Source organism: Nocardioides flavus (ex Wang et al. 2016) (genome assembly GCF_014653115.1).
GTDB classification, from domain to species: domain Bacteria; phylum Actinomycetota; class Actinomycetes; order Propionibacteriales; family Nocardioidaceae; genus Nocardioides; species Nocardioides flavus.
In genome coordinates, this window is sequence record NZ_BNAD01000002.1 from 379,616 (window position 1) to 396,525 (window position 16,910).

Annotated in this window: 14 protein-coding genes; 8 read left to right on the plus strand and 6 right to left on the minus strand. The window is 73.2% G+C overall.

Annotation, left to right across the window (positions count from 1 at the left end; translation table 11 throughout):
• The first annotated feature begins 23 nt into the window (after positions 1–23).
• The 3 genes from IE200_RS06310 (at position 24) to icmF (ending at position 4,653) form a co-directional block, all read left to right on the plus strand.
• On the plus strand, positions 24–779 hold the full coding sequence (locus IE200_RS06310) for a helical backbone metal receptor (protein WP_191278530.1): 756 nt from the start codon (positions 24–26) through the stop codon (positions 777–779).
• A gap of 11 nt (positions 780–790) precedes the next feature.
• On the plus strand, positions 791–1,282 hold the full coding sequence (locus IE200_RS06315) for a MarR family winged helix-turn-helix transcriptional regulator (RefSeq protein WP_191278531.1): 492 nt from the start codon (positions 791–793) through the stop codon (positions 1,280–1,282).
• Between the two features lie 140 nt (positions 1,283–1,422).
• Positions 1,423–4,653 (plus strand): fused isobutyryl-CoA mutase/GTPase IcmF, encoded by a 3,231-nt coding sequence (icmF, locus tag IE200_RS06320; RefSeq protein WP_191278532.1) that lies wholly within the window; start codon positions 1,423–1,425, stop codon positions 4,651–4,653.
• On the opposite strand, the gene IE200_RS06325 is transcribed toward icmF, so the two are convergent.
• On the minus strand, positions 4,650–6,635 hold the full coding sequence (locus IE200_RS06325; RefSeq protein WP_191278533.1) for an ATP-binding protein: 1,986 nt from the start codon (positions 6,633–6,635) through the stop codon (positions 4,650–4,652). The two genes, icmF and IE200_RS06325, sit on opposite strands and share 4 nt — an antisense overlap.
• Positions 6,636–6,757: 122 nt before the next feature.
• On the opposite strand from IE200_RS06325, the gene IE200_RS06330 reads away from it, so the two are divergent.
• Complete coding sequence (locus tag IE200_RS06330; protein ID WP_191278534.1) at positions 6,758–7,123, plus strand: response regulator transcription factor; 366 nt, start codon at positions 6,758–6,760, stop codon at positions 7,121–7,123.
• Here IE200_RS06330 and IE200_RS06335 read toward each other — a convergent pair.
• Positions 7,113–7,901: a SurA N-terminal domain-containing protein gene (locus tag IE200_RS06335; protein WP_191278535.1), complete on the minus strand. Its 789-nt coding sequence runs from the start codon at positions 7,899–7,901 to the stop codon at positions 7,113–7,115. The genes IE200_RS06330 and IE200_RS06335 overlap by 11 nt on opposite strands.
• A 46-nt stretch (positions 7,902–7,947) precedes the next feature.
• Complete coding sequence (locus tag IE200_RS06340) at positions 7,948–8,340, minus strand: hypothetical protein (protein ID WP_191278536.1); 393 nt, start codon at positions 8,338–8,340, stop codon at positions 7,948–7,950.
• A gap of 35 nt (positions 8,341–8,375) precedes the next feature.
• Here IE200_RS06340 and IE200_RS06345 point away from each other — a divergent pair, with 35 nt between their 5' ends.
• A complete protein-coding gene (locus IE200_RS06345; protein WP_191278537.1) occupies positions 8,376–8,957 on the plus strand; it encodes a carboxymuconolactone decarboxylase family protein in 582 nt (193 codons plus the stop codon).
• Between the two features lie 5 nt (positions 8,958–8,962).
• Here IE200_RS06345 and IE200_RS06350 read toward each other — a convergent pair whose 3' ends face one another.
• From IE200_RS06350 to IE200_RS06360, 3 genes are read right to left on the minus strand one after another with little or no spacing between them, the layout of a single operon-like run.
• Positions 8,963–10,390 (minus strand): gamma-aminobutyraldehyde dehydrogenase, encoded by a 1,428-nt coding sequence (locus IE200_RS06350; protein WP_191278538.1) that lies wholly within the window; start codon positions 10,388–10,390, stop codon positions 8,963–8,965.
• Positions 10,391–10,410: 20 nt separating this feature from the next.
• Positions 10,411–10,734 (minus strand): cupin domain-containing protein, encoded by a 324-nt coding sequence (locus IE200_RS06355; RefSeq protein WP_229856184.1) that lies wholly within the window; start codon positions 10,732–10,734, stop codon positions 10,411–10,413.
• Between the two features lie 50 nt (positions 10,735–10,784).
• A complete protein-coding gene (locus tag IE200_RS06360) occupies positions 10,785–12,404 on the minus strand; it encodes a PucR family transcriptional regulator (protein ID WP_229856185.1) in 1,620 nt (539 codons plus the stop codon).
• A gap of 127 nt (positions 12,405–12,531) precedes the next feature.
• Between IE200_RS06360 and IE200_RS06365 the strand changes: the two genes are divergently transcribed.
• The 3 genes from IE200_RS06365 to IE200_RS06375 are packed head-to-tail and all read left to right on the plus strand — an operon-like array spanning position 12,532 to position 16,836.
• On the plus strand, positions 12,532–14,070 hold the full coding sequence (locus IE200_RS06365) for a CoA-acylating methylmalonate-semialdehyde dehydrogenase (protein ID WP_191278539.1): 1,539 nt from the start codon (positions 12,532–12,534) through the stop codon (positions 14,068–14,070).
• Positions 14,063–15,418 carry an aspartate aminotransferase family protein gene (locus IE200_RS06370; protein ID WP_191278540.1) on the plus strand — a complete coding sequence of 452 codons (1,356 nt, stop codon included), beginning with the start codon at positions 14,063–14,065 and terminating at the stop codon, positions 15,416–15,418. The genes IE200_RS06365 and IE200_RS06370 overlap by 8 nt, the downstream gene beginning before the upstream one ends.
• Positions 15,415–16,836 (plus strand): NAD(P)/FAD-dependent oxidoreductase, encoded by a 1,422-nt coding sequence (locus IE200_RS06375; RefSeq protein ID WP_191278541.1) that lies wholly within the window; start codon positions 15,415–15,417, stop codon positions 16,834–16,836. Before IE200_RS06370 ends, IE200_RS06375 begins: the two co-directional genes overlap by 4 nt.
• Positions 16,837–16,910: the final 74 nt, after the last annotated feature.

The following is a 16,910-nucleotide window of genomic DNA, read 5'->3' on the forward strand; positions in this document are numbered from 1 at the left end:
CCCATGTGACTAGCCTGCTCGGCATGCGCGACGACCTCGGGGCCGACGTCCCCCTCGCCCGGCCGGCCGCACGAGTGGTCTCCCTCGTCCCCTCGCTCACCGAGGCACTCGCCGCGGCCGCCCCCGAGCGGCTGGTGGGCGCGACCGACTGGTGCACCCACCCCGCGGACCTCGACGTGGCACGCGTGCGGGGCACCAAGAACCCCGACCTCGCCGCGGTCCGCGCCCTGTCCCCCGATCTCGTCGTGGCCAACCAGGAGGAGAACCGCGAGCTCGACGTACGCCGCCTGCGCGAGGCCGGCGTCGCCGTGTGGGTGACCCGCATCGAGACGGTCGAGGAGGCGCTGGGGTCGATGGCGCGGCTGTTCTCGACCGCCCTCGACCTCCCCGACCCGCCGTGGCTGGAGTCGGCCCGTTCGCTGTGGACCACGCCGGCGGCGCCGCGGCTGCGGGTCGCGGTGCCGATCTGGCGCGATCCCTGGATGGTGGTCGGGTCGCCGACCTACACCGACGACCTGCTGGCCCGGGCCGGGCTGGTCAACGTGCTGGCCCACGGCCCGGCAGGGCGCGAGGGGCGCTACCCCACCGTCACGACCGCCGACGTCGACGCCGCCGGCGCGGACCTCGTCCTGCTGCCCGACGAGCCGTACGTCTTCACCCCCGACGACGGCACGGAGGCGTTCGCCACCCCGACGCGGCTCGTGTCGGGTCGACTGCTGACCTGGTACGGCCCGGCGATGGTCGAGGCGCACGCGCTGCTGGCCGGGCTGGCTGGATAGCCTCCGGTGCCATGACCCGCGACCCGATCAGCGAGGCCCACCGGCAGTGGGTGGCCCACGGCTGGCCCGAGGCCGCCGACGGGATGGCGATGGTGACGTCGGTCGTGCGTGCCCAGCAGCTGCTGATGGAGCGGATCGACGCGGTCCTGCGCCCGCGCGGGCTGACCTTCGCCCGGTACGAGGTGCTGCGGCTGCTGTCGTTCGCCCGTGACGCGGCGATGCCGATGTCGCGGCTCGGGTCGCTGCTGCAGGTGCACCCGACGAGCGTCACCAACGCGGTGGACCGGCTGGTCGCCCAGGGCTACGTCGAGCGCGTGCGCAGCGACTCCGACAAGCGGGTCGTGCGCGCGGTGCTCACCGAGGCCGGCCGCGACGCGGTCGAGGAGGCGACGGCGGCCCTCAACGGCGAGGTCTTCGAGGCCCCCGGGCTGCCGGAGGGCGACGTACGCGACCTCACCGACCGCCTGACCGCGCTGCGTACGGGCCTCGGCGACGGAGACTGACGAGCGCCCACCCCGGTAGTTAGGGACGTTCTCGTAGGCATTTCGGACGGATCGCCTACCAGAACGTCCCTAACTACCGCAGCGGGGGAGGCCGACGAAGTGACTCGCCAGTAGATACTTGGAAGTCCTAGTATCTATTCATGGCCGACCTGCACACCCCGAAGAACCCGATCCGCCTCGTCACCGCGTCCGCGCTGTTCGACGGCCACGACGCCTCGATCAACATCATGCGGCGGATCTTGATGAGCCAGGGCTGCGAGGTCATCCACCTCGGCCACAACCGCTCGGTGCAGGAGGTCGTGGACGCCGCGCTCGAGGAGGACGTGCAGGGCGTGGCGGTGTCGTCCTACCAGGGCGGGCACGTGGAGTACTTCGAGTACTTGGTGGAGTCGCTGCGCGCCGCGGGGGCCGACCACGTCAAGGTCGTCGGCGGCGGGGGCGGCGTGATCGTCCCGCGGGAGATCCAGCGCCTGCGCGAGTCCGGCGTCACCATCTTCTCGCCGGAGGACGGCCAGAAGATGGGCCTGGTCGGGATGATCAACTCGGTCGTCGCCGACTGCGACATCGACCTGTGGGCCGACCGGCAGGTCACCGCCGAGCAGGTCCTGACCGGCGACCGCTTCGCCGTCGCCCGGGCGATCACCGGAGCCGAGGAGGGCCGCCTCGACGAGGCGATGCTGGCCGAGATCCGTACGGCGGCCCAGCGCCGCGTCGTCCCGGTCCTCGGCATCACCGGCACCGGCGGCTCGGGCAAGTCGTCGCTGACCGACGAGGTCGTACGCCGCTTCCGCACCGACCAGCAGGACAAGCTGCGCATCGCGGTCGTCGCGGTCGACCCGACCCGGCGCAAGGGCGGTGGCGCGCTGCTCGGCGACCGCATCCGCGCCAACTCGCTCGACGGCGACCGGGTCTTCTTCCGCTCGCTCGCCACCCGCGGCGCCCACGAGGTGCCCGGTCACCTCGCCGACGTGATCGACGTGCTGAAGGCCGCCGGCCACGACCTCGTGGTCGTCGAGACGCCCGGCATCGGCCAGGGCGACGCGGGCATCGTGCCGCTCGTCGACCACTCCCTCTACGTCATGACGCCGGAGTTCGGCGCTGCCTCGCAGCTGGAGAAGATCGACATGCTCGACTTCGCCGACACCGTGGCGATCAACAAGTTCGAGCGCCGCGGCGCCAAGGACGCGCTGCGCGACGTCGGCCGCCAGCTGGTCCGCAACCGCGAGGCCTTCGGCAAGCAGCCCTCCGACATGCCCGTCTTCGGCACCAGCGCCGCGACCTTCAACGACGACGGCGTCACCGCGCTCTACCAGCACCTGCGCGACGAGCTGGCCCACGCCGGGCTCGAGGTCGCCGAGGGCACGCTGCCGCACGTCGACGTACGCCACTCCTCCGGCATCCGACAGGTGGTGCCGGCCGACCGGGTCCGCTACCTCTCCGAGATCACCGAGACCGTCCGCGGCTACCACGCCCGTACGGCAGAGCTGGCCGAGGCCGCGCGCCGGCTGCAGCGGATCGAGGCGGTGGCGGCCGAGCTGTCCTCGACCAGCGAGGAGGAGGGGCCGCTCGATGCGCTGCTGGAGTCCGCGCGCAAGGACGTCCCGCACGAGGTCGCCGACCAGATCGAGCGCTGGCCGGCCGTGGTGGAGTCCTACTCCGGGGACGAGCAGACCGTGAAGGTGCGCGACCGGGAGATCACCACCCGGCTGACCCGGGAGTCGTTGAGCGGCAACAAGATCCCGCGGGTCTCGCTCCCCCGGTTCACCGACCACGGCGAGCTCGTCCGCTTCTGGCGCAACGAGAACCTGCCCGGCTACTTCCCCTTCACCGCCGGGGTGTTCCCGTTCAAGCGCGACAACGAGGACCCGGCGCGCATGTTCGCCGGCGAGGGCGACCCGGCGCGCACCAACCGTCGCTTCAAGATCCTCTCCGAGGGCAACGACGCCACCCGGCTGTCGACGGCGTTCGACTCGGTGACCCTCTACGGCCGCGACCCCGACCCGCGCCCCGACGTGTACGGCAAGGTCGGCACCTCGGGAGTCTCGGTCGCGACGCTCGAGGACATGAAGGCGCTGTACGACGGGTTCGACCTCGTCGCGCCGACGACGAGCGTCAGCATGACGATCAACGGTCCGGCGCCCACCGTGCTGGCGTTCTTCCTCAACACCGCGATCGACCAGCAGGTCGACGCGTTCCGCGAGAAGGAGGGCCGCGAGCCGTCCGAGGAGGAGCGCGAGCAGCTGGCGGCGTACGCCCTGGCGAACGTGCGCGGCACGGTGCAGGCCGACATCCTCAAGGAGGACCAGGGCCAGAACACCTGCCTGTTCTCCACCGAGTTCTCCTTGAGGATGATGGCCGACATCCAGGAGTGGTTCATCGAGCACCAGGTGCGCAACTTCTACTCGGTCTCGATCTCCGGCTACCACATCGCCGAGGCCGGGGCGAACCCCATCAGCCAGCTCGCCTTCACCCTCGCCAACGGCTTCACCTACGTGGAGGCCTACCTCGCGCGGGGCATGGACATCGACGACTTCGCACCCAACCTGTCGTTCTTCTTCTCCAACGGCATGGACCCGGAGTACAGCGTGCTCGGCCGCGTCGCCCGGCGCATCTGGGCGGTCACGATGAAGGAGAAGTACGGCGCCTCGGAGCGCTCGCAGAAGCTGAAGTACCACGTCCAGACGAGCGGCCGCTCGCTGCACGCGCAGGAGATGGACTTCAACGACATCCGCACCACGCTGCAGGCGCTGATCGCGATCTACGACAACGCCAACAGCCTGCACACCAACGCCTACGACGAGGCGGTGACGACCCCGACGGAGGAGTCCGTACGCCGGGCGCTGGCGATCCAGCTGATCATCAACCGCGAGTGGGGCCTGGCGATGAACGAGAACCCGCTCCAGGGCTCCTTCGTCATCGACGACCTCACCGACCTCGTGGAGCGGGCCGTGCTGGACGAGTTCGACCGGATCAACGAGCGCGGTGGCGTGCTCGGCGCCATGGAGACCGGCTACCAGCGCGGGCGCATCCAGGACGAGTCGATGCTCTACGAGCACCGCAAGCACGACGGCTCGCTGCCGATCATCGGCGTCAACACCTTCGTCAAGGAGTCGGCGGCGGATGCGCAGCCGCAGGAGATCGAGCTCGCCCGCGCCACCGAGGCGGAGAAGGAGTCACAGCTCTCACGGGTGCGCGCCTTCCAGGCCGCGCACGCCGGCGAGGCCGAGGCGGCGCTCGCCCGCCTCAAGGACGCGGCCGTCTCGGGCGAGAACGTCTTCGCCGTGCTGATGGACGCAGCGAGGGTCTGCTCGCTGCAGCAGGTCACCGAGGCGTTCTTCGAGGTCGGGGGCCAGTACCGGAGGAACGTCTAGCCCGACTCCGCGGTCGGCAGGTCGAACCGGAACACCGACCCGGCCCCGGCGGGCCGCGGCAGGCACTCGATGGTCCCGCCGTGGCGCTGCACGATCGTCTGGCAGATCGTCAGTCCCATCCCGGTGCCGCGGAAGTGGGCGCGCACGGCGCCGCTGCGGTGGAACCGCTGGAAGATGAGCGCCCGCTCCTCCTCCTCCACCCCGACGCCGCGGTCCTCGACCTCGATCACGACCCGGCCGCCCGCGCGCTGCGCCCGTACGGTGACGACGGCGTGCTCGCCGGGCCTGGCGTACTTCACGGCGTTGCCGATGAGGTTGCCGAAGAGCTGGCGCACGGCGACCGGGTCGGCGTGCACCGGCGGGATGTCCGGGCACACGTCCAGCCGGTCGTCCGGGCCCAGGAGCCCCGCCGCCTGGTCGAGGACGCCGCCCGGGCCGCCGAGGTGCACGTCCGTGGCCCGGAGGGCGCCCGACTCCGCCAGCGCGTGCTCGAGGAGGTCCTCGATCAGGTCGGCCATCTGGTCGGCGGCCCGCTCGGCGCGCCGCACCGGCATCAGGGCCTCGGCGTCGTCCTCGAGGTCGTCGACGGCGAGCGACAGCCAGGACCGGATGGCGGACAGCGGGCCGCGGAGGTCGTGGGCCGCGGTCGACGCGAAGCCGGCGAGCGGCCGCAGCCCGGAGCGGTGCTCGGTGACCTCGCCCAGCACCAGGAGCACGCCGGGCCGGCCCTCGACCGTCAGCGAGGTCCGCGACACGGAGATGATGATCTCCTCGCCGCTGCGCAGCGGGATCACCACGTCGCCGACCCCGAGCTCGGCGCGGACCGCGGCGGGGTCCGCGTCGGCGGGGCGGAGCAGCAGCTCGACGAGGTCGGCCAGCGCATCGGCGTCGGTGAGCCCGGGGCTGACCCGGTGGGCGAGCCGGCGGCTGGCGCGGTTGCTGCGCTGGACGCTCCCGTCGGGACCGAGCACCACCAGGCCCTCGTCCATGCTCTCGGTCATCTCGGCGAGGAGCTCGGCCTGCTCGGCGGCCTCCTTCCGGGCCCGGGTCGCGGTGGCGTACAGCTCGTCGACGCGGTCGCCCAGGGCGCCCACCGAGAGGCCGGTGAGCAGGATGCCGAGCATGAAGGCCTGGGAGACCAGCACCTCGATGATCGGGTCCTCGATCCGGTCGAAGGCGCCGTGGCCGGTGAGGCTGAGGACGAGCGCGATCGCCCCGAGGGCCAGGCAGTGCAGCGCGGCCGGGAACGTGCGGAACCGGGCGGCCGACCACACCGCGAACCCGATCAGCAGGAACGCCAGCGGGTAGGGCTGGTCGAAGACGGCGACGGTGGCGACCACCGACGTGAGCCACAGGACGACGAGCTCGGTCGTGGTGCCGCCGTGCGTGCGGTCGGGGATCGCCTGGGTGCGCCACTCCCACGCGAGGTGGCCGACGGCGCCGACCGTGAGCACACCGGAGACGTGCCGGGCGAACCACGCCACCGCCGTCAGCAGTCCCACCTGCTCGCCGGACGCCCAGAGCCCGGTCGTGCCGATCACCGCCCCGGCCGAGCAGCCGATGGCCGCGGCCGCGCCCGCCAGCACCAGGGTGCGCGGCGACCGGATGCTGGCGGTGCCACCGGCACCGAGCATCGTCGGGCACCAGCGCCGCAGCAGCAGGCCGATCAGGGCGGTCTGCACGGTGACCGACAGCGCGCCGAAGAACCCGAGGACCGGCACCACGCCGGTCAGCACCACCAGGACCCCGTGGATGGCCATCAGCGGCACCAGCACCCGCAGGACGTGGCGAGGGGACTCGGCCAGCAGCCACAGGACCGCGGCTCCGGCGCCCGGCCAGACCAGGCTGACGACCTGGCCCTCGATCGCGGTCAGCCGGCCGACGATGGTCAGCACGGCGTACGCGAGGGCGAACGCAGCAGCCCGGGCCGGCGTCAAGCTCGTCTCAGCCGTCGCCGAGGCCGTCGTCGAGGCCCTCGTCATGGCGCACACCCTACGTTTCGCCGAAGCCTCCGTGGCACGGATCCGCAGGTGCGAGGTCACGATCTGGTCGACATGCCCCCGAGCCGTAGGCACCGGGACGCTGCGGACGCCAGACTCTGGCCATGCCACTGCGCAGCCTGGTCGCGGACGACGAGCCCGACATCCGCGACTTCATCGGGCACGTGCTCGCCCGCGCCGGGCACGACGTGACCACGGCGGGTGACGGGGCGGAGGTCCTCGAGCGGGCGTCGGAGCAGCCGTTCGACCTGGTCGTGCTCGACCACCACATGCCCCGGATGACCGGGCTCGCGGTCGCCGACGAGCTGCGCCGGACGAGCCCGGCCACCCGCGTCCTGCTGATGTCGGGGGACGCCGAGGTCGGGCACTCGCACCCGCACTTCCTGCCCAAGCCCTTCAACCGCACGGAGTTCATGGCCGCGGTCGACGCGCTCCTCGCGACGCCGCCCGAGGGCGCGCTCAGAGGTTGACGGTGATGTCCGCGTCGGCGCGCAGGTCCTCCACGAGCGCCGTCGCGACCTTGCCGATGCGCTGGTCGGTGGCCTGCTCGACGAGCTGGTCGCGCGCCTGGGCGAACGGCGGGATCTGCTGCGCGCCGCCCTGGCCCGACTGGCCGGCCTGCGCCTGCTGCTCCTTGGCGCGGTCGTAGATCGCGCGCAGCTCCTTGTCGGTCGGCTCGATCGGCCCGTCCTCGTCAGCGACCAGCTGCTCGACGAGGACCTGCATCTCGACCTGGCCGCGCGCCTGCTCCTCGGTGACGCCCTGTTGCTCGACGGCGTCCAGGAGCTCGTCGGCCGATCCCAACCCGTTCTGCTCGGCGAGGTCGGCGAGCTCGGCGTCGATGTCCTCGTCGCTGGCCTCGAGGCCGCGCGCCTCCGCCTCCTGGGCGAGCAGCTCGGTGTCGACGAGGTCGTCGGCGGTCTGCTTGCGCAGCTGCTCCTCGTCGGGGGCCGCCCCACCCATCTGGGCCTGGGACGCGGCCTGTGCGAAGGCGGCCTCGTAGATCGGGACGAACTCCTCCTTGGTGACCTGCTCGCCGTTGACCTCGGCCACCACGTCGGGGATGGCGTCGAGGTCGGGGCCTCCCTCGGAGCCGGCCTCGGCGCTCGCGCTCGGGGAGTCGCTCGCCGGGGAGTCCTTCTCAGCGTCGGAGGACGAGTCGCCGCTGCCGCCGCACGCGGAGAGGACGAGCAGGCTGGTGGCGGCCACGAGGCCGAGGGCAGTACGGGTTCGCATCAGGTGAGTCATCGCCATCGACCGTACGCACCGATCCTGAGCGCGTTCCTCAGGGTTCTCAGGGTCCGAGCGAGTCGGGCACGACGAGCGCGTCGGGGTCCTGGCGCACGGGCAGCTGGGCCAGGGCCGTGCGCACGAGCGTCAGGCGCGCGGCGACCGCGACCTTCTGCCGCAGCCGGCCGACGCCGCTGTCGCCGAGGGTCTGCTCGACCGCCGCGGCGATCTGCGCGTCGGTGAAGGTGGGCCGGGTGCCGGCGGGAACCTCGACGTCGGGCAGCGCGAGCAGCACGGGCAGCACCTGGCTGCCGACGGCCTCGAGCAGGTGGTAGCGGTCGATCTTGCTCATCGCCTCCCACGCGGCCTCGCCCTTGGCGCGGCGTCCCTTGCCGGCGGCCACGATCTTGGCGGCGGCGGTGACGGCGACGGTCAGCTCGTGCTCGGTGAAGCGCATGGCGTCATTGTCCCTGAGGGCCCTACGGTCGTGCCGTGCGACTGCCCGACCTGACCCCCGACGACCTGACCGACGAGCAGCGCGCGCTGCGCGAGCGCATCGTGGGAGGCCCGCGCGGCTCGGGGCCCCAGCGCTTCCCGCTGGTCCACGCCGACGGCTCGCTGACGGGTCCGTTCGGCGTCATGCTCCACGAGCCCGCGCTCGGCGGCGCGCTGCAGGAGCTCGGCTCGGTGATCCGCTACACCTCGGGCCTCAGCGACCGTACGCGCGAGATCGCGATCCTGGCCGTGGCCGCGGCGACGGGCTGCGCGTTCGAGGCGTACGCCCACGAGCGGGTGGGACGGTCCGTCGGGCTCACCGAGGAGGAGCTGGCGGCGCTGGCCGACGGCACGTTCACCTCGACCGACCCGCGCGAGGACGCCGCCCACGCCTTCTGTCGTCGTCTCCTCGACGAGCCGCCCGGCGCGGCGACCGTTCTGGATGACGACACCTACGGCGCGTACGCCACCGCGCTGGGCACCACGACCCTCGTCGAGCTGGTCGTGCTGGTCGGCTACTACCGCACGCTCGCCCAGCTGCTCGGCGTCTTCGACGTGGGGGTCCCCGAGGACCGGTAGGACGATCAGTAGTGCGCGGTCATCACGTGCTTGATGCGCGTGTAGTCGTCGAAGCCGTAGCCCGAGAGGTCCTTGCCGTAGCCCGAGGCGCCGAACCCGCCGTGCGGCATCTCGGAGACGAACGGGATGTGGGTGTTGACCCACACGCAGCCGAAGTCGAGCTCGCGGGTGAGCCGGTCGGCGACCCCGACGTCGCGTGTCCACACGCTGGCCGCGAGACCGTAGGGCACCCCGTTGGCCATCGCGACGGCGTCGGCCTCGTCGTCGAAGGACTGCACGGTGAGCACGGGGCCGAAGACCTCCTCCTGCACTATGCGGTCGTCCTGGCGCACGCCGGTGACGACGGTCGGCGCGAAGAAGAACCCCGTGTCGCCGTGCCGGGTGCCGCCGGTCCGTACGGTCGCGTGGTCGGGCAGGCCGGTGAGGAAGGCCTCGACCTTGGCGAGGTGGGTGGCGTTGTTGAGCGGGCCGTAGTCGGCCTCGGTGTCGGACGGCGGGCCCGGCCGCGTGCCCTCGGCCGCCTTCACGAGCAGGTCGACGAGCTCGTCGTGGACGCTGGCGTGGGCGATCACCCGGGTCGCGGCCGTGCAGTCCTGTCCGGCGTTGAAGTAGGCCGCGGCCGCGATCAGCTCCGCGGCGCGGGGCAGGTCGGTGTCGGGCATCACCACGACGGGTGCCTTGCCGCCGAGCTCGAGGTGGACGCGCTTGAGGTTCTTGGCCGCCGACGTGGCGACCTCGACGCCGGCGCGCACCGAGCCGGTGATCGCGACGAGGCCCGGGGTCGGGTGCTCGACGAGGTGGCGGCCGGTGCTCGCATCACCGTTGACCACGTTGAGCACGCCGGGCGGCAGGACCTCGCCCGCGATCTCGGCGAGCAGCGCCGTCGAGCGGGGCGTGGTGTCGCTGGGCTTGAGCACGACCGTGTTGCCGGCGGCGAGGGCGGGAGCGACCTTCCAGATCGCCATCGCGAAGGGGTAGTTCCACGGCGTCACCTGACCGACGACGCCGATCGGCTCGCGCCGGATCGCCGAGGTGTGGCCCTCGAGGTACTCCCCCGACGACTTCCCCTCGAGCAGCCGCGCCGCGCCCGCGAAGAAGCGGAGCTGGTCGACGCCCTGGTCGACCTCCTCGCTGGCGATGTAGCGGACCGGCTGGCCGGTGTCGCGGGCCTGCACCTCGCTGATCTCGTCGCGGCGCGCGGCCACGGCGGTCGCGAGGTCGAGCAGGAGTGCCTGCCGGCGGCCCGGGGTGAGCCGCTTCCACGACTCCGAGGCCCGCTCGGCGGCGGCGTACGCCCGGTCGACCTCCTCGGGCAGCGAGATCGGCGACCGGCCGTCGAGCTCTCCGGTGACCGGGTCGACGAGGTCGACGAAGTCGGTGGCGGCCGAGTCGACCGGCTCGCCGTCGATGAAGTTCTGGATCGTGTCGGTCATGGGGTCTTCCCTTCGAGGGCTCAGGCGACGTAGATCTTGCGGATCGTCTCGCGGACGACCCAGGTCGTGTGCTCACCGGCGCGCAGGCGTACGACGCTGCCGGGGCCGAGGTCGACCCGCTCGCCGTCGTCGAACGACACCGTGCCCGAGCCGGACAGCACCACGAACACCTCGTCGACCTCGACGTCGGTGGCGGCGCCGGGCGTCATCTCCCACACGCCCACCTCGACCCCTGCGACGGCCGCGAGGGCGCGGGAGCCGGCCGCGGGCGAGCCGTCGACGACGGTCCCGGGGTCGAGCGGCGTGGTCGGCACGGAGGCGGCGACGTCCAGCACACGGGTCATGTCCTGCATCGTCCCCATCCCGGCCACGGGCGCGACCCGACGATCTGTCGTCACTTGACCTGTCCGCCGAACAGTTCGTCTGCCACGAGCGCGACGTGGAGCGAGACCCGCACGTCGGGGTCGTCGAGGTCGGCGCCGAGGACCGACTCGATCCGGGCCAGCCGGTCGTAGAAGGCGGCGCGCGACAGGTGCAGGCTGGCCGCGGCCTCGGTCTTGCTGGCCGGGTGGAGCAGCAGCGCGCGCAGCGCGGCGAGCAGGTCGGTGCGCGAGGAGTCGGCGCGGTCGTGCCGTGCGAGCGGGCCGAGCTCGCGCTCGACGAACAGGCGGACCCGCTCGTCCTCGCCGAGCAGCGCCAGCAGCCCGCGCAGGTGCAGGTCGGCGAGCCGGTGCACGTCGGGATCGGCGGAGTTGCGCACGTGCGGTGCGGCGTCGGCGACCTGCCCGGCCTCGGTGACCGTACGCGCGACGTCGGCGCCCTCGGTGACCGCACGACCCGCGGCGACCAGCACGTCGTGGTGCGGCAGGACCCGGGCGGCGAGCCGGTCGACGAGGTCGTCGGCCTCGGCGGCCGGGGGCACCGAGACCAGCACCCGCAGGTCGCGGTCGACCTCGCACACCAGGGCCGGCAGCCGGAGCCCGTGGGCGGCGCGCACCACTGTGGCGGCGACCTCGTCGAGGTCGGCGGGGGCGCCCGTGCCGATCCGCGGGCGGACGACGAGACCGACGAAGGTGCGCCGCCGGACCGGGAAGCCGGCCAGCTCGCAGCGGCGCCGGACGTCCTCGGAGCCGGGGTCGGTGGTGAGCCCGGTGAGCAGCTCGAGGTGGGTGCGCCGCATGAGGGTGCCCCGGTCGCGGTCGTGCAGCCGGTGCAGGGCCAGGGCGGCCGCGGCGCGCTCGGCGACCGCGACGAGCCGCTGCGACGGCGGCTCCGGCGACCCGATCACCAGTCGTCCCCACGCCCGCTCGCCCGTGCCGAGCCGGGTGACGAGCCAGCCGTTGCCCGCGTCCCAGCCGGTGCGCCCGGCGACCTCCACCCGCCGCGAGCGGGCGGGCCAGCCGTCGAGGAACCCGCCGGGGTCGCCGGGGCCGGCGAAGTAGTCGAGGGGGCGGTGCTGGGCGTTCTCCACGACGACCGGGCCGTCGGCGAGGCGCTGCACCGCGCGGAGGATCTCGACCGGCCCGGCCTGGCTGAAGCTGAGCTCGGTGAAGGTCTCGTGCACCCGCTGGGCCTCGCGGAGCTCGGCGAGCTGCTGGTCCACGACCCGCTCGCCGATCTCCTGCGCCAGCGTCGCGAAGCGGGTCTCGCGGCCGAGCACGACCAGCGGGAGGCCGTGCCGCTCGCACGCGGCGACGAGGGCGTCGGGGAGGGCGGTGTCCCACCGTCGCCCGAGCTCGACGACCATGCCCGCGCTACCGACGTCGGCGAGCTCGTCGACGAAGGCCGCCAGGCCGGACGCGTCGTCGTCGGCCGGCAGGCCGGTGCCCATCGTCAGCAGCAGGTCGCCCTCGCGCAGCAGCTGGCCCACGTCGGGCCGCTCGGTCGCGTGCACCCACCGGATCGGGCGCGCGGCCCCGGCGCTGCCGGCGACGACCTCCGGTGCCGCGCGCCGGAAGGCGGGCAGCGCCAGCGCCTCGCGCAGCGTCACCCCCGGTGTCATGTCCGGCGTCACGTCCGGCCCACCCTCGGCACACCTGCAGCCTACGCGCGTGCGGGGTGACGAAGTGTCCGGTCGGGGTCGTCGATGCCGACGATCCGACACCCGCGCGGGGGCCGGTGCCGGGAGCAGGATGGCGGGCATGACCGACGTGATCGACGTGACCGAGATCGTGCACTGGGCCGACGGTGCCCCCCTGACCGGCGAGCCCCACGGCTGGGCCGACGTGACCAACCCCGCCACCGGCGAGGTGACCGGCCGCGTCGCGCTGGCGAGCGAGGCCGACGCCGCGGAGGTGATCGCGGCCGCCTCCCGTGCCGCGCGCGCCTGGGGCACCACGTCGCTCGCGCGGCGCACGCAGGTGCTGTTCGCCTTCCGCGAGCTGCTCAACGCGCGCAAGGACGAGCTGGCCGCGATCATCACCAGCGAGCACGGCAAGGTGCACTCCGACGCGATGGGAGAGATCGCCCGCGGCCTCGAGGTCGTCGAGTTCGCATGCGGCATGTCGCACCTGCTCAAGGGCGGGCACAGCGAGGAGGCCTCGACCGGCGTCGACGTGCACTCCAAGCGGGTGCCGCTCGGCGTGGTGGGCATCATCAGCCCGTTCAACTTCCCGGCGATGGTGCCGATGTGGTTCTTCCCGATCGCGATCGCGGCCGGCAACACGGTGGTGCTCAAGCCGAGCGAGAAGGACCCCAGCGCGGCCGGCTGGCTCGCCGCGCTCTGGCAGGAGGTCGGCCTCCCCGACGGCGTGTTCAACGTGCTGCACGGCGACAAGACCGCCGTCGACGCGCTGCTCACCAGCCCCGACGTGCAGGCGATCAGCTTCGTCGGCTCGACCCCCATCGCGCAGTACGTCTACGAGACGGCGAGCCGCCACGGCAAGCGCGTCCAGGCACTGGGCGGGGCGAAGAACCACATGGTGGTGCTGCCCGACGCCGACCTCGACCTCGCCGCCGACTCGGCCGTCAACGCCGGCTACGGAAGCGCCGGCGAGCGCTGCATGGCGATCAGCGTGCTCGTCGCGGTCGACCCGGTCGGCGACGAGCTCGTCGCCCGCATCGCCGACCGCACCCGCACCCTGCTGATCGGCGACGGCGGACGCTCCGCCACCGGCGAGGGCAAGGAGGCCGACATGGGCCCGCTGGTGACCCGGGCCCACCGCGACCGGGTCAGCTCCTTCATCGACTCCGGCGAGGCCGCCGGAGCCAAGGTGGTCGTGGACGGCCGGGACGTCCGGGCCCGCGGAGGCGAGCAGGGCTTCTGGCTCGGCCCGACGCTCTTCGACGAGGTCACCCCGGACATGGAGATCTACCGCGAGGAGATCTTCGGCCCTGTGCTGTCGGTGGTCCGGGTGAGGTCTTATGAGGAGGCTGTCGCGCTGGTCAACGCCAACCCGTACGGCAACGGCACCGCGGTCTTCACCAACGACGGCGGCGCCGCACGCCGGTTCGAGGCCGACGTCGAGGTCGGCATGATCGGCGTCAACGTCCCCGTCCCGGTGCCGGTCGCCTACTACTCCTTCGGCGGCTGGAAGCGCTCGCTGTTCGGCGACACCCACGCCCACGGCACCGAGGGGGTCCACTTCTTCACCCGCGGCAAGGTCGTCACCACCCGGTGGATCGACCCCGCCAACCGCCCGGAGGGCGGCCTCGAGCTGGGGTTCCCGCGCAATGACTGAGACCACCATGACCTCCGACCTGGCCGGCACCCACGACGCCGACCGGGCGTACGAGCTCGACCGCGCCCACGTCTTCCACTCCTGGTCCGCGCAGGGCGAGATCAGCCCGATGGTGATCAGCCGCGCCGAGGGCAGCCACGTGTGGGACGGTGCCGGCAAGCGCTACCTCGACTTCACCTCGCAGCTGGTCTTCACCAACCTCGGGCACCAGCACCCGCGGATCGTCGCGGCGATCAAGGAGCAGGCCGAGACGTTGTGCACGGTCGCGCCGGCCTTCGCCAACGGCACCCGATCCGAGGCCGCCCGGCTGATCGCGAGCCACACCCCCGGCGACCTCGACCACGTCTTCTTCACCAACGGCGGCGCCGACGCCAACGAGCACGCCGTCCGGATGGCGCGGCTGCACACCGGCCGGCACAAGGTGCTCACGACCTACCGCAGCTATCACGGCGGCACGCACCTCGCGGTGAACATGACCGGCGACCCGCGCCGCTGGGCCAGCGACCACGGGTCCACCGGCACCGTGCACTTCTTCGGACCCTTCCTCTACCGCAGCGCCTTCCACGCGAACACCGAGGCCGAGGAGTGCCAGCGCGCGCTCGAGCACCTCGAGCAGGTCGTCGCGCTGGAGGGGCCCTCGACGGTCGCCGCCATCGTCCTCGAGGCGATCCCCGGCACCGCCGGGATCATGGTGCCGCCACCGGGCTACCTCGCCGGCGTCCGGGAGATCTGCGACCGCCACGGCATCGTGCTCGTCGCCGACGAGGTCATGTCGGGCTTCGGGCGGTCGGGGCGGTGGTTCGCGGTCGAGCACGGGGACGTGGTCCCCGACCTGCTGACCTTCGCCAAGGGCGTCAACAGCGGCTACGTCCCGCTCGGTGGCGTGGCGATCAGCGACGAGGTCCACGCGACCTTCGCGCACCGCGCCTACCCCGGCGGGCTGACCTACTCCGGGCACCCGCTCGCGTGCGCGGCGGCGGTCGCGACGATCCGCACCATGGAGGACGACGACCTCGTCGGGCGCGCCGAGCGGCTCGGCGCCGAGGTGCTCGGCCCGGGTCTGCGGGAGCTGGCGCAGCGGCACGAGTGGATCGGTGAGGTGCGCGGCACCGGCGCCTTCTGGGCCGTCGAGCTGGTCCGCGACCGCGCGACGCGGGAGCCGCTGGCGCCGTACGGCGGGTCGAGCCCCGAGATGTCCACGGTCGTCCGGGGCTGCCAGGAGCGCGGGATGCTGCCGTTCAGCAACTTCAACCGGATCCACGTCGTGCCGCCGCTCACGACCACCGACGAGGAGGCCCGCGAGGGCCTGGCGATCCTCGACGCCGCCCTGGCGGCCGCGGCGGGGTGAGCAGCCACCCGACCGCGTACGAGCGCCATGCGCCCGACCCGCGGCTCGTCGAGCAGTCGCTCGCCGGCAGCGAGCCGGGCGTGTTCTGGCTCGAGGACGTGGGCGCCGCCGCGGCCTCGAGGGTGGCGTACGCCCCGCTGACCGCGACGACCCGGGCGGACCTGGTGGTCGTGGGCGGGGGCTACCTCGGGCTGTGGACCGCGGTGCACGCGAAGCGGCGCGACCCCGGACGCCGGGTGGTGCTGCTCGAGGCGCAGACCGTCGGGTGGGCGGCGTCGGGCCGCAACGGCGGCTTCTGCGACGCCTCGCTCACCCACGGCGAGCGCAACGGCCGCTACCGCTGGCCCGAGGAGTACGACACGCTCGCCCGGCTCGGAGCCGAGAACCTCGACGCCTTCGAGGCCGACGTCCGCGACCTCGGCCTGGCCTGCGAGTGGGAGCGCACCGGCGCCCTGTCCGTGGCGGTCGAGGAGCACCAGCTCGACTGGCTCCAGGACTCGACGCACGTCCTGGACGCGACGGCCGTACGAGCCGAGATCGACAGCCCGCTCTTCCTCGGCGGCGCGCTCGAGCCCGACACGTCCGCGCTCGTCCACCCGGCCCGGCTCGCGCACGAGCTCGCCCGGGTCGCGGCCGAGCTGGGCGTCGAGGTGCACGAGCACTCCGCCGTCACCGGGCTGCGGCGCGACGGGACGAGGGTCGAGGTGGCGACCGCCCGCGCGGTGGTGACCGCCGAGCACGTCGTGCTCGCCAGCGGGGTCTTCCCGTCGCTGGTCCGGCGCAACCGGCTGATGACCGTGCCGGTCTACGACTACGTCCTGATGACCGAGCCGCTGTCGGCCGAGCAGCTCGCCTCGATCGGCTGGGCCGGTCGGCAGGGTCTCGGCGACCTCGCCAACCAGTTCCACTACTCCCGGCTCACCCGCGACGACCGGATCCTGTGGGGCGGCTACGACGCGATCTACCCCGCCGGCGGTCAGGTCCACGTGCGCCACGAGGACCGCCCCGGGAGCCACGCCCGGCTCGCCTCGCACTTCCTCGCGACCTTCCCCCAGCTCGAGGGGATCCGGTTCACGCACCGCTGGGCCGGTGCGATCGACACCTCCACGCAGTTCGCCGCGTTCTACGGCCTCACCCACGGCGGCCGGGTCGCCCACGCCGCCGGTTTCACCGGTCTCGGTGTCGGTGCCACCCGCTTCGCCGCCCACGTGCTGCTGGACCTGCTCGGTGGCCGGCCGACGGAGCGCACGGAGCTGCGGATGGTGCGCGAGCGTCCACTGCCCTTCCCGCCCGAGCCGCTCGCCTCGGTCGGGATCAACCTCACCCGCTGGTCCCTGGACCGTGCCGACCACCGCGAGGGCCGGCGCAACGCCTTCCTGCGGGCGCTCGACCGGGCCGGGCTGGGGTTCGACTCGTGACGCCGCCCAGGCCTCCCGGGGCCGTTCGGACCGGGTCCTTCGCCTCGTGACCGAGCGGGGTCGAGGGGCGCACG

Excerpts from the sequence above, each read along its gene's own strand:
- IE200_RS06310 (WP_191278530.1), top strand. The coding sequence starts at position 24 with ATGCGCGACGACCTCGGGGCCGACGTCCCCCTCGCCCGGCCGGCCGCA.
- IE200_RS06315 (WP_191278531.1), top strand. The coding sequence starts at position 791 with ATGACCCGCGACCCGATCAGCGAGGCCCACCGGCAGTGGGTGGCCCAC.
- icmF (WP_191278532.1), top strand. The coding sequence starts at position 1,423 with ATGGCCGACCTGCACACCCCGAAGAACCCGATCCGCCTCGTCACCGCG.
- IE200_RS06325 (WP_191278533.1), bottom strand. The coding sequence starts at position 6,635 with ATGACGAGGGCCTCGACGACGGCCTCGGCGACGGCTGAGACGAGCTTG.
- IE200_RS06330 (WP_191278534.1), top strand. The coding sequence starts at position 6,758 with ATGCCACTGCGCAGCCTGGTCGCGGACGACGAGCCCGACATCCGCGAC.
- IE200_RS06335 (WP_191278535.1), bottom strand. The coding sequence starts at position 7,901 with ATGACTCACCTGATGCGAACCCGTACTGCCCTCGGCCTCGTGGCCGCC.
- IE200_RS06340 (WP_191278536.1), bottom strand. The coding sequence starts at position 8,340 with ATGCGCTTCACCGAGCACGAGCTGACCGTCGCCGTCACCGCCGCCGCC.
- IE200_RS06350 (WP_191278538.1), bottom strand. The coding sequence starts at position 10,390 with ATGACCGACACGATCCAGAACTTCATCGACGGCGAGCCGGTCGACTCG.
- IE200_RS06355 (WP_229856184.1), bottom strand. The coding sequence starts at position 10,734 with ATGACCCGTGTGCTGGACGTCGCCGCCTCCGTGCCGACCACGCCGCTC.
- IE200_RS06365 (WP_191278539.1), top strand. The coding sequence starts at position 12,532 with ATGACCGACGTGATCGACGTGACCGAGATCGTGCACTGGGCCGACGGT.
- IE200_RS06370 (WP_191278540.1), top strand. The coding sequence starts at position 14,063 with ATGACTGAGACCACCATGACCTCCGACCTGGCCGGCACCCACGACGCC.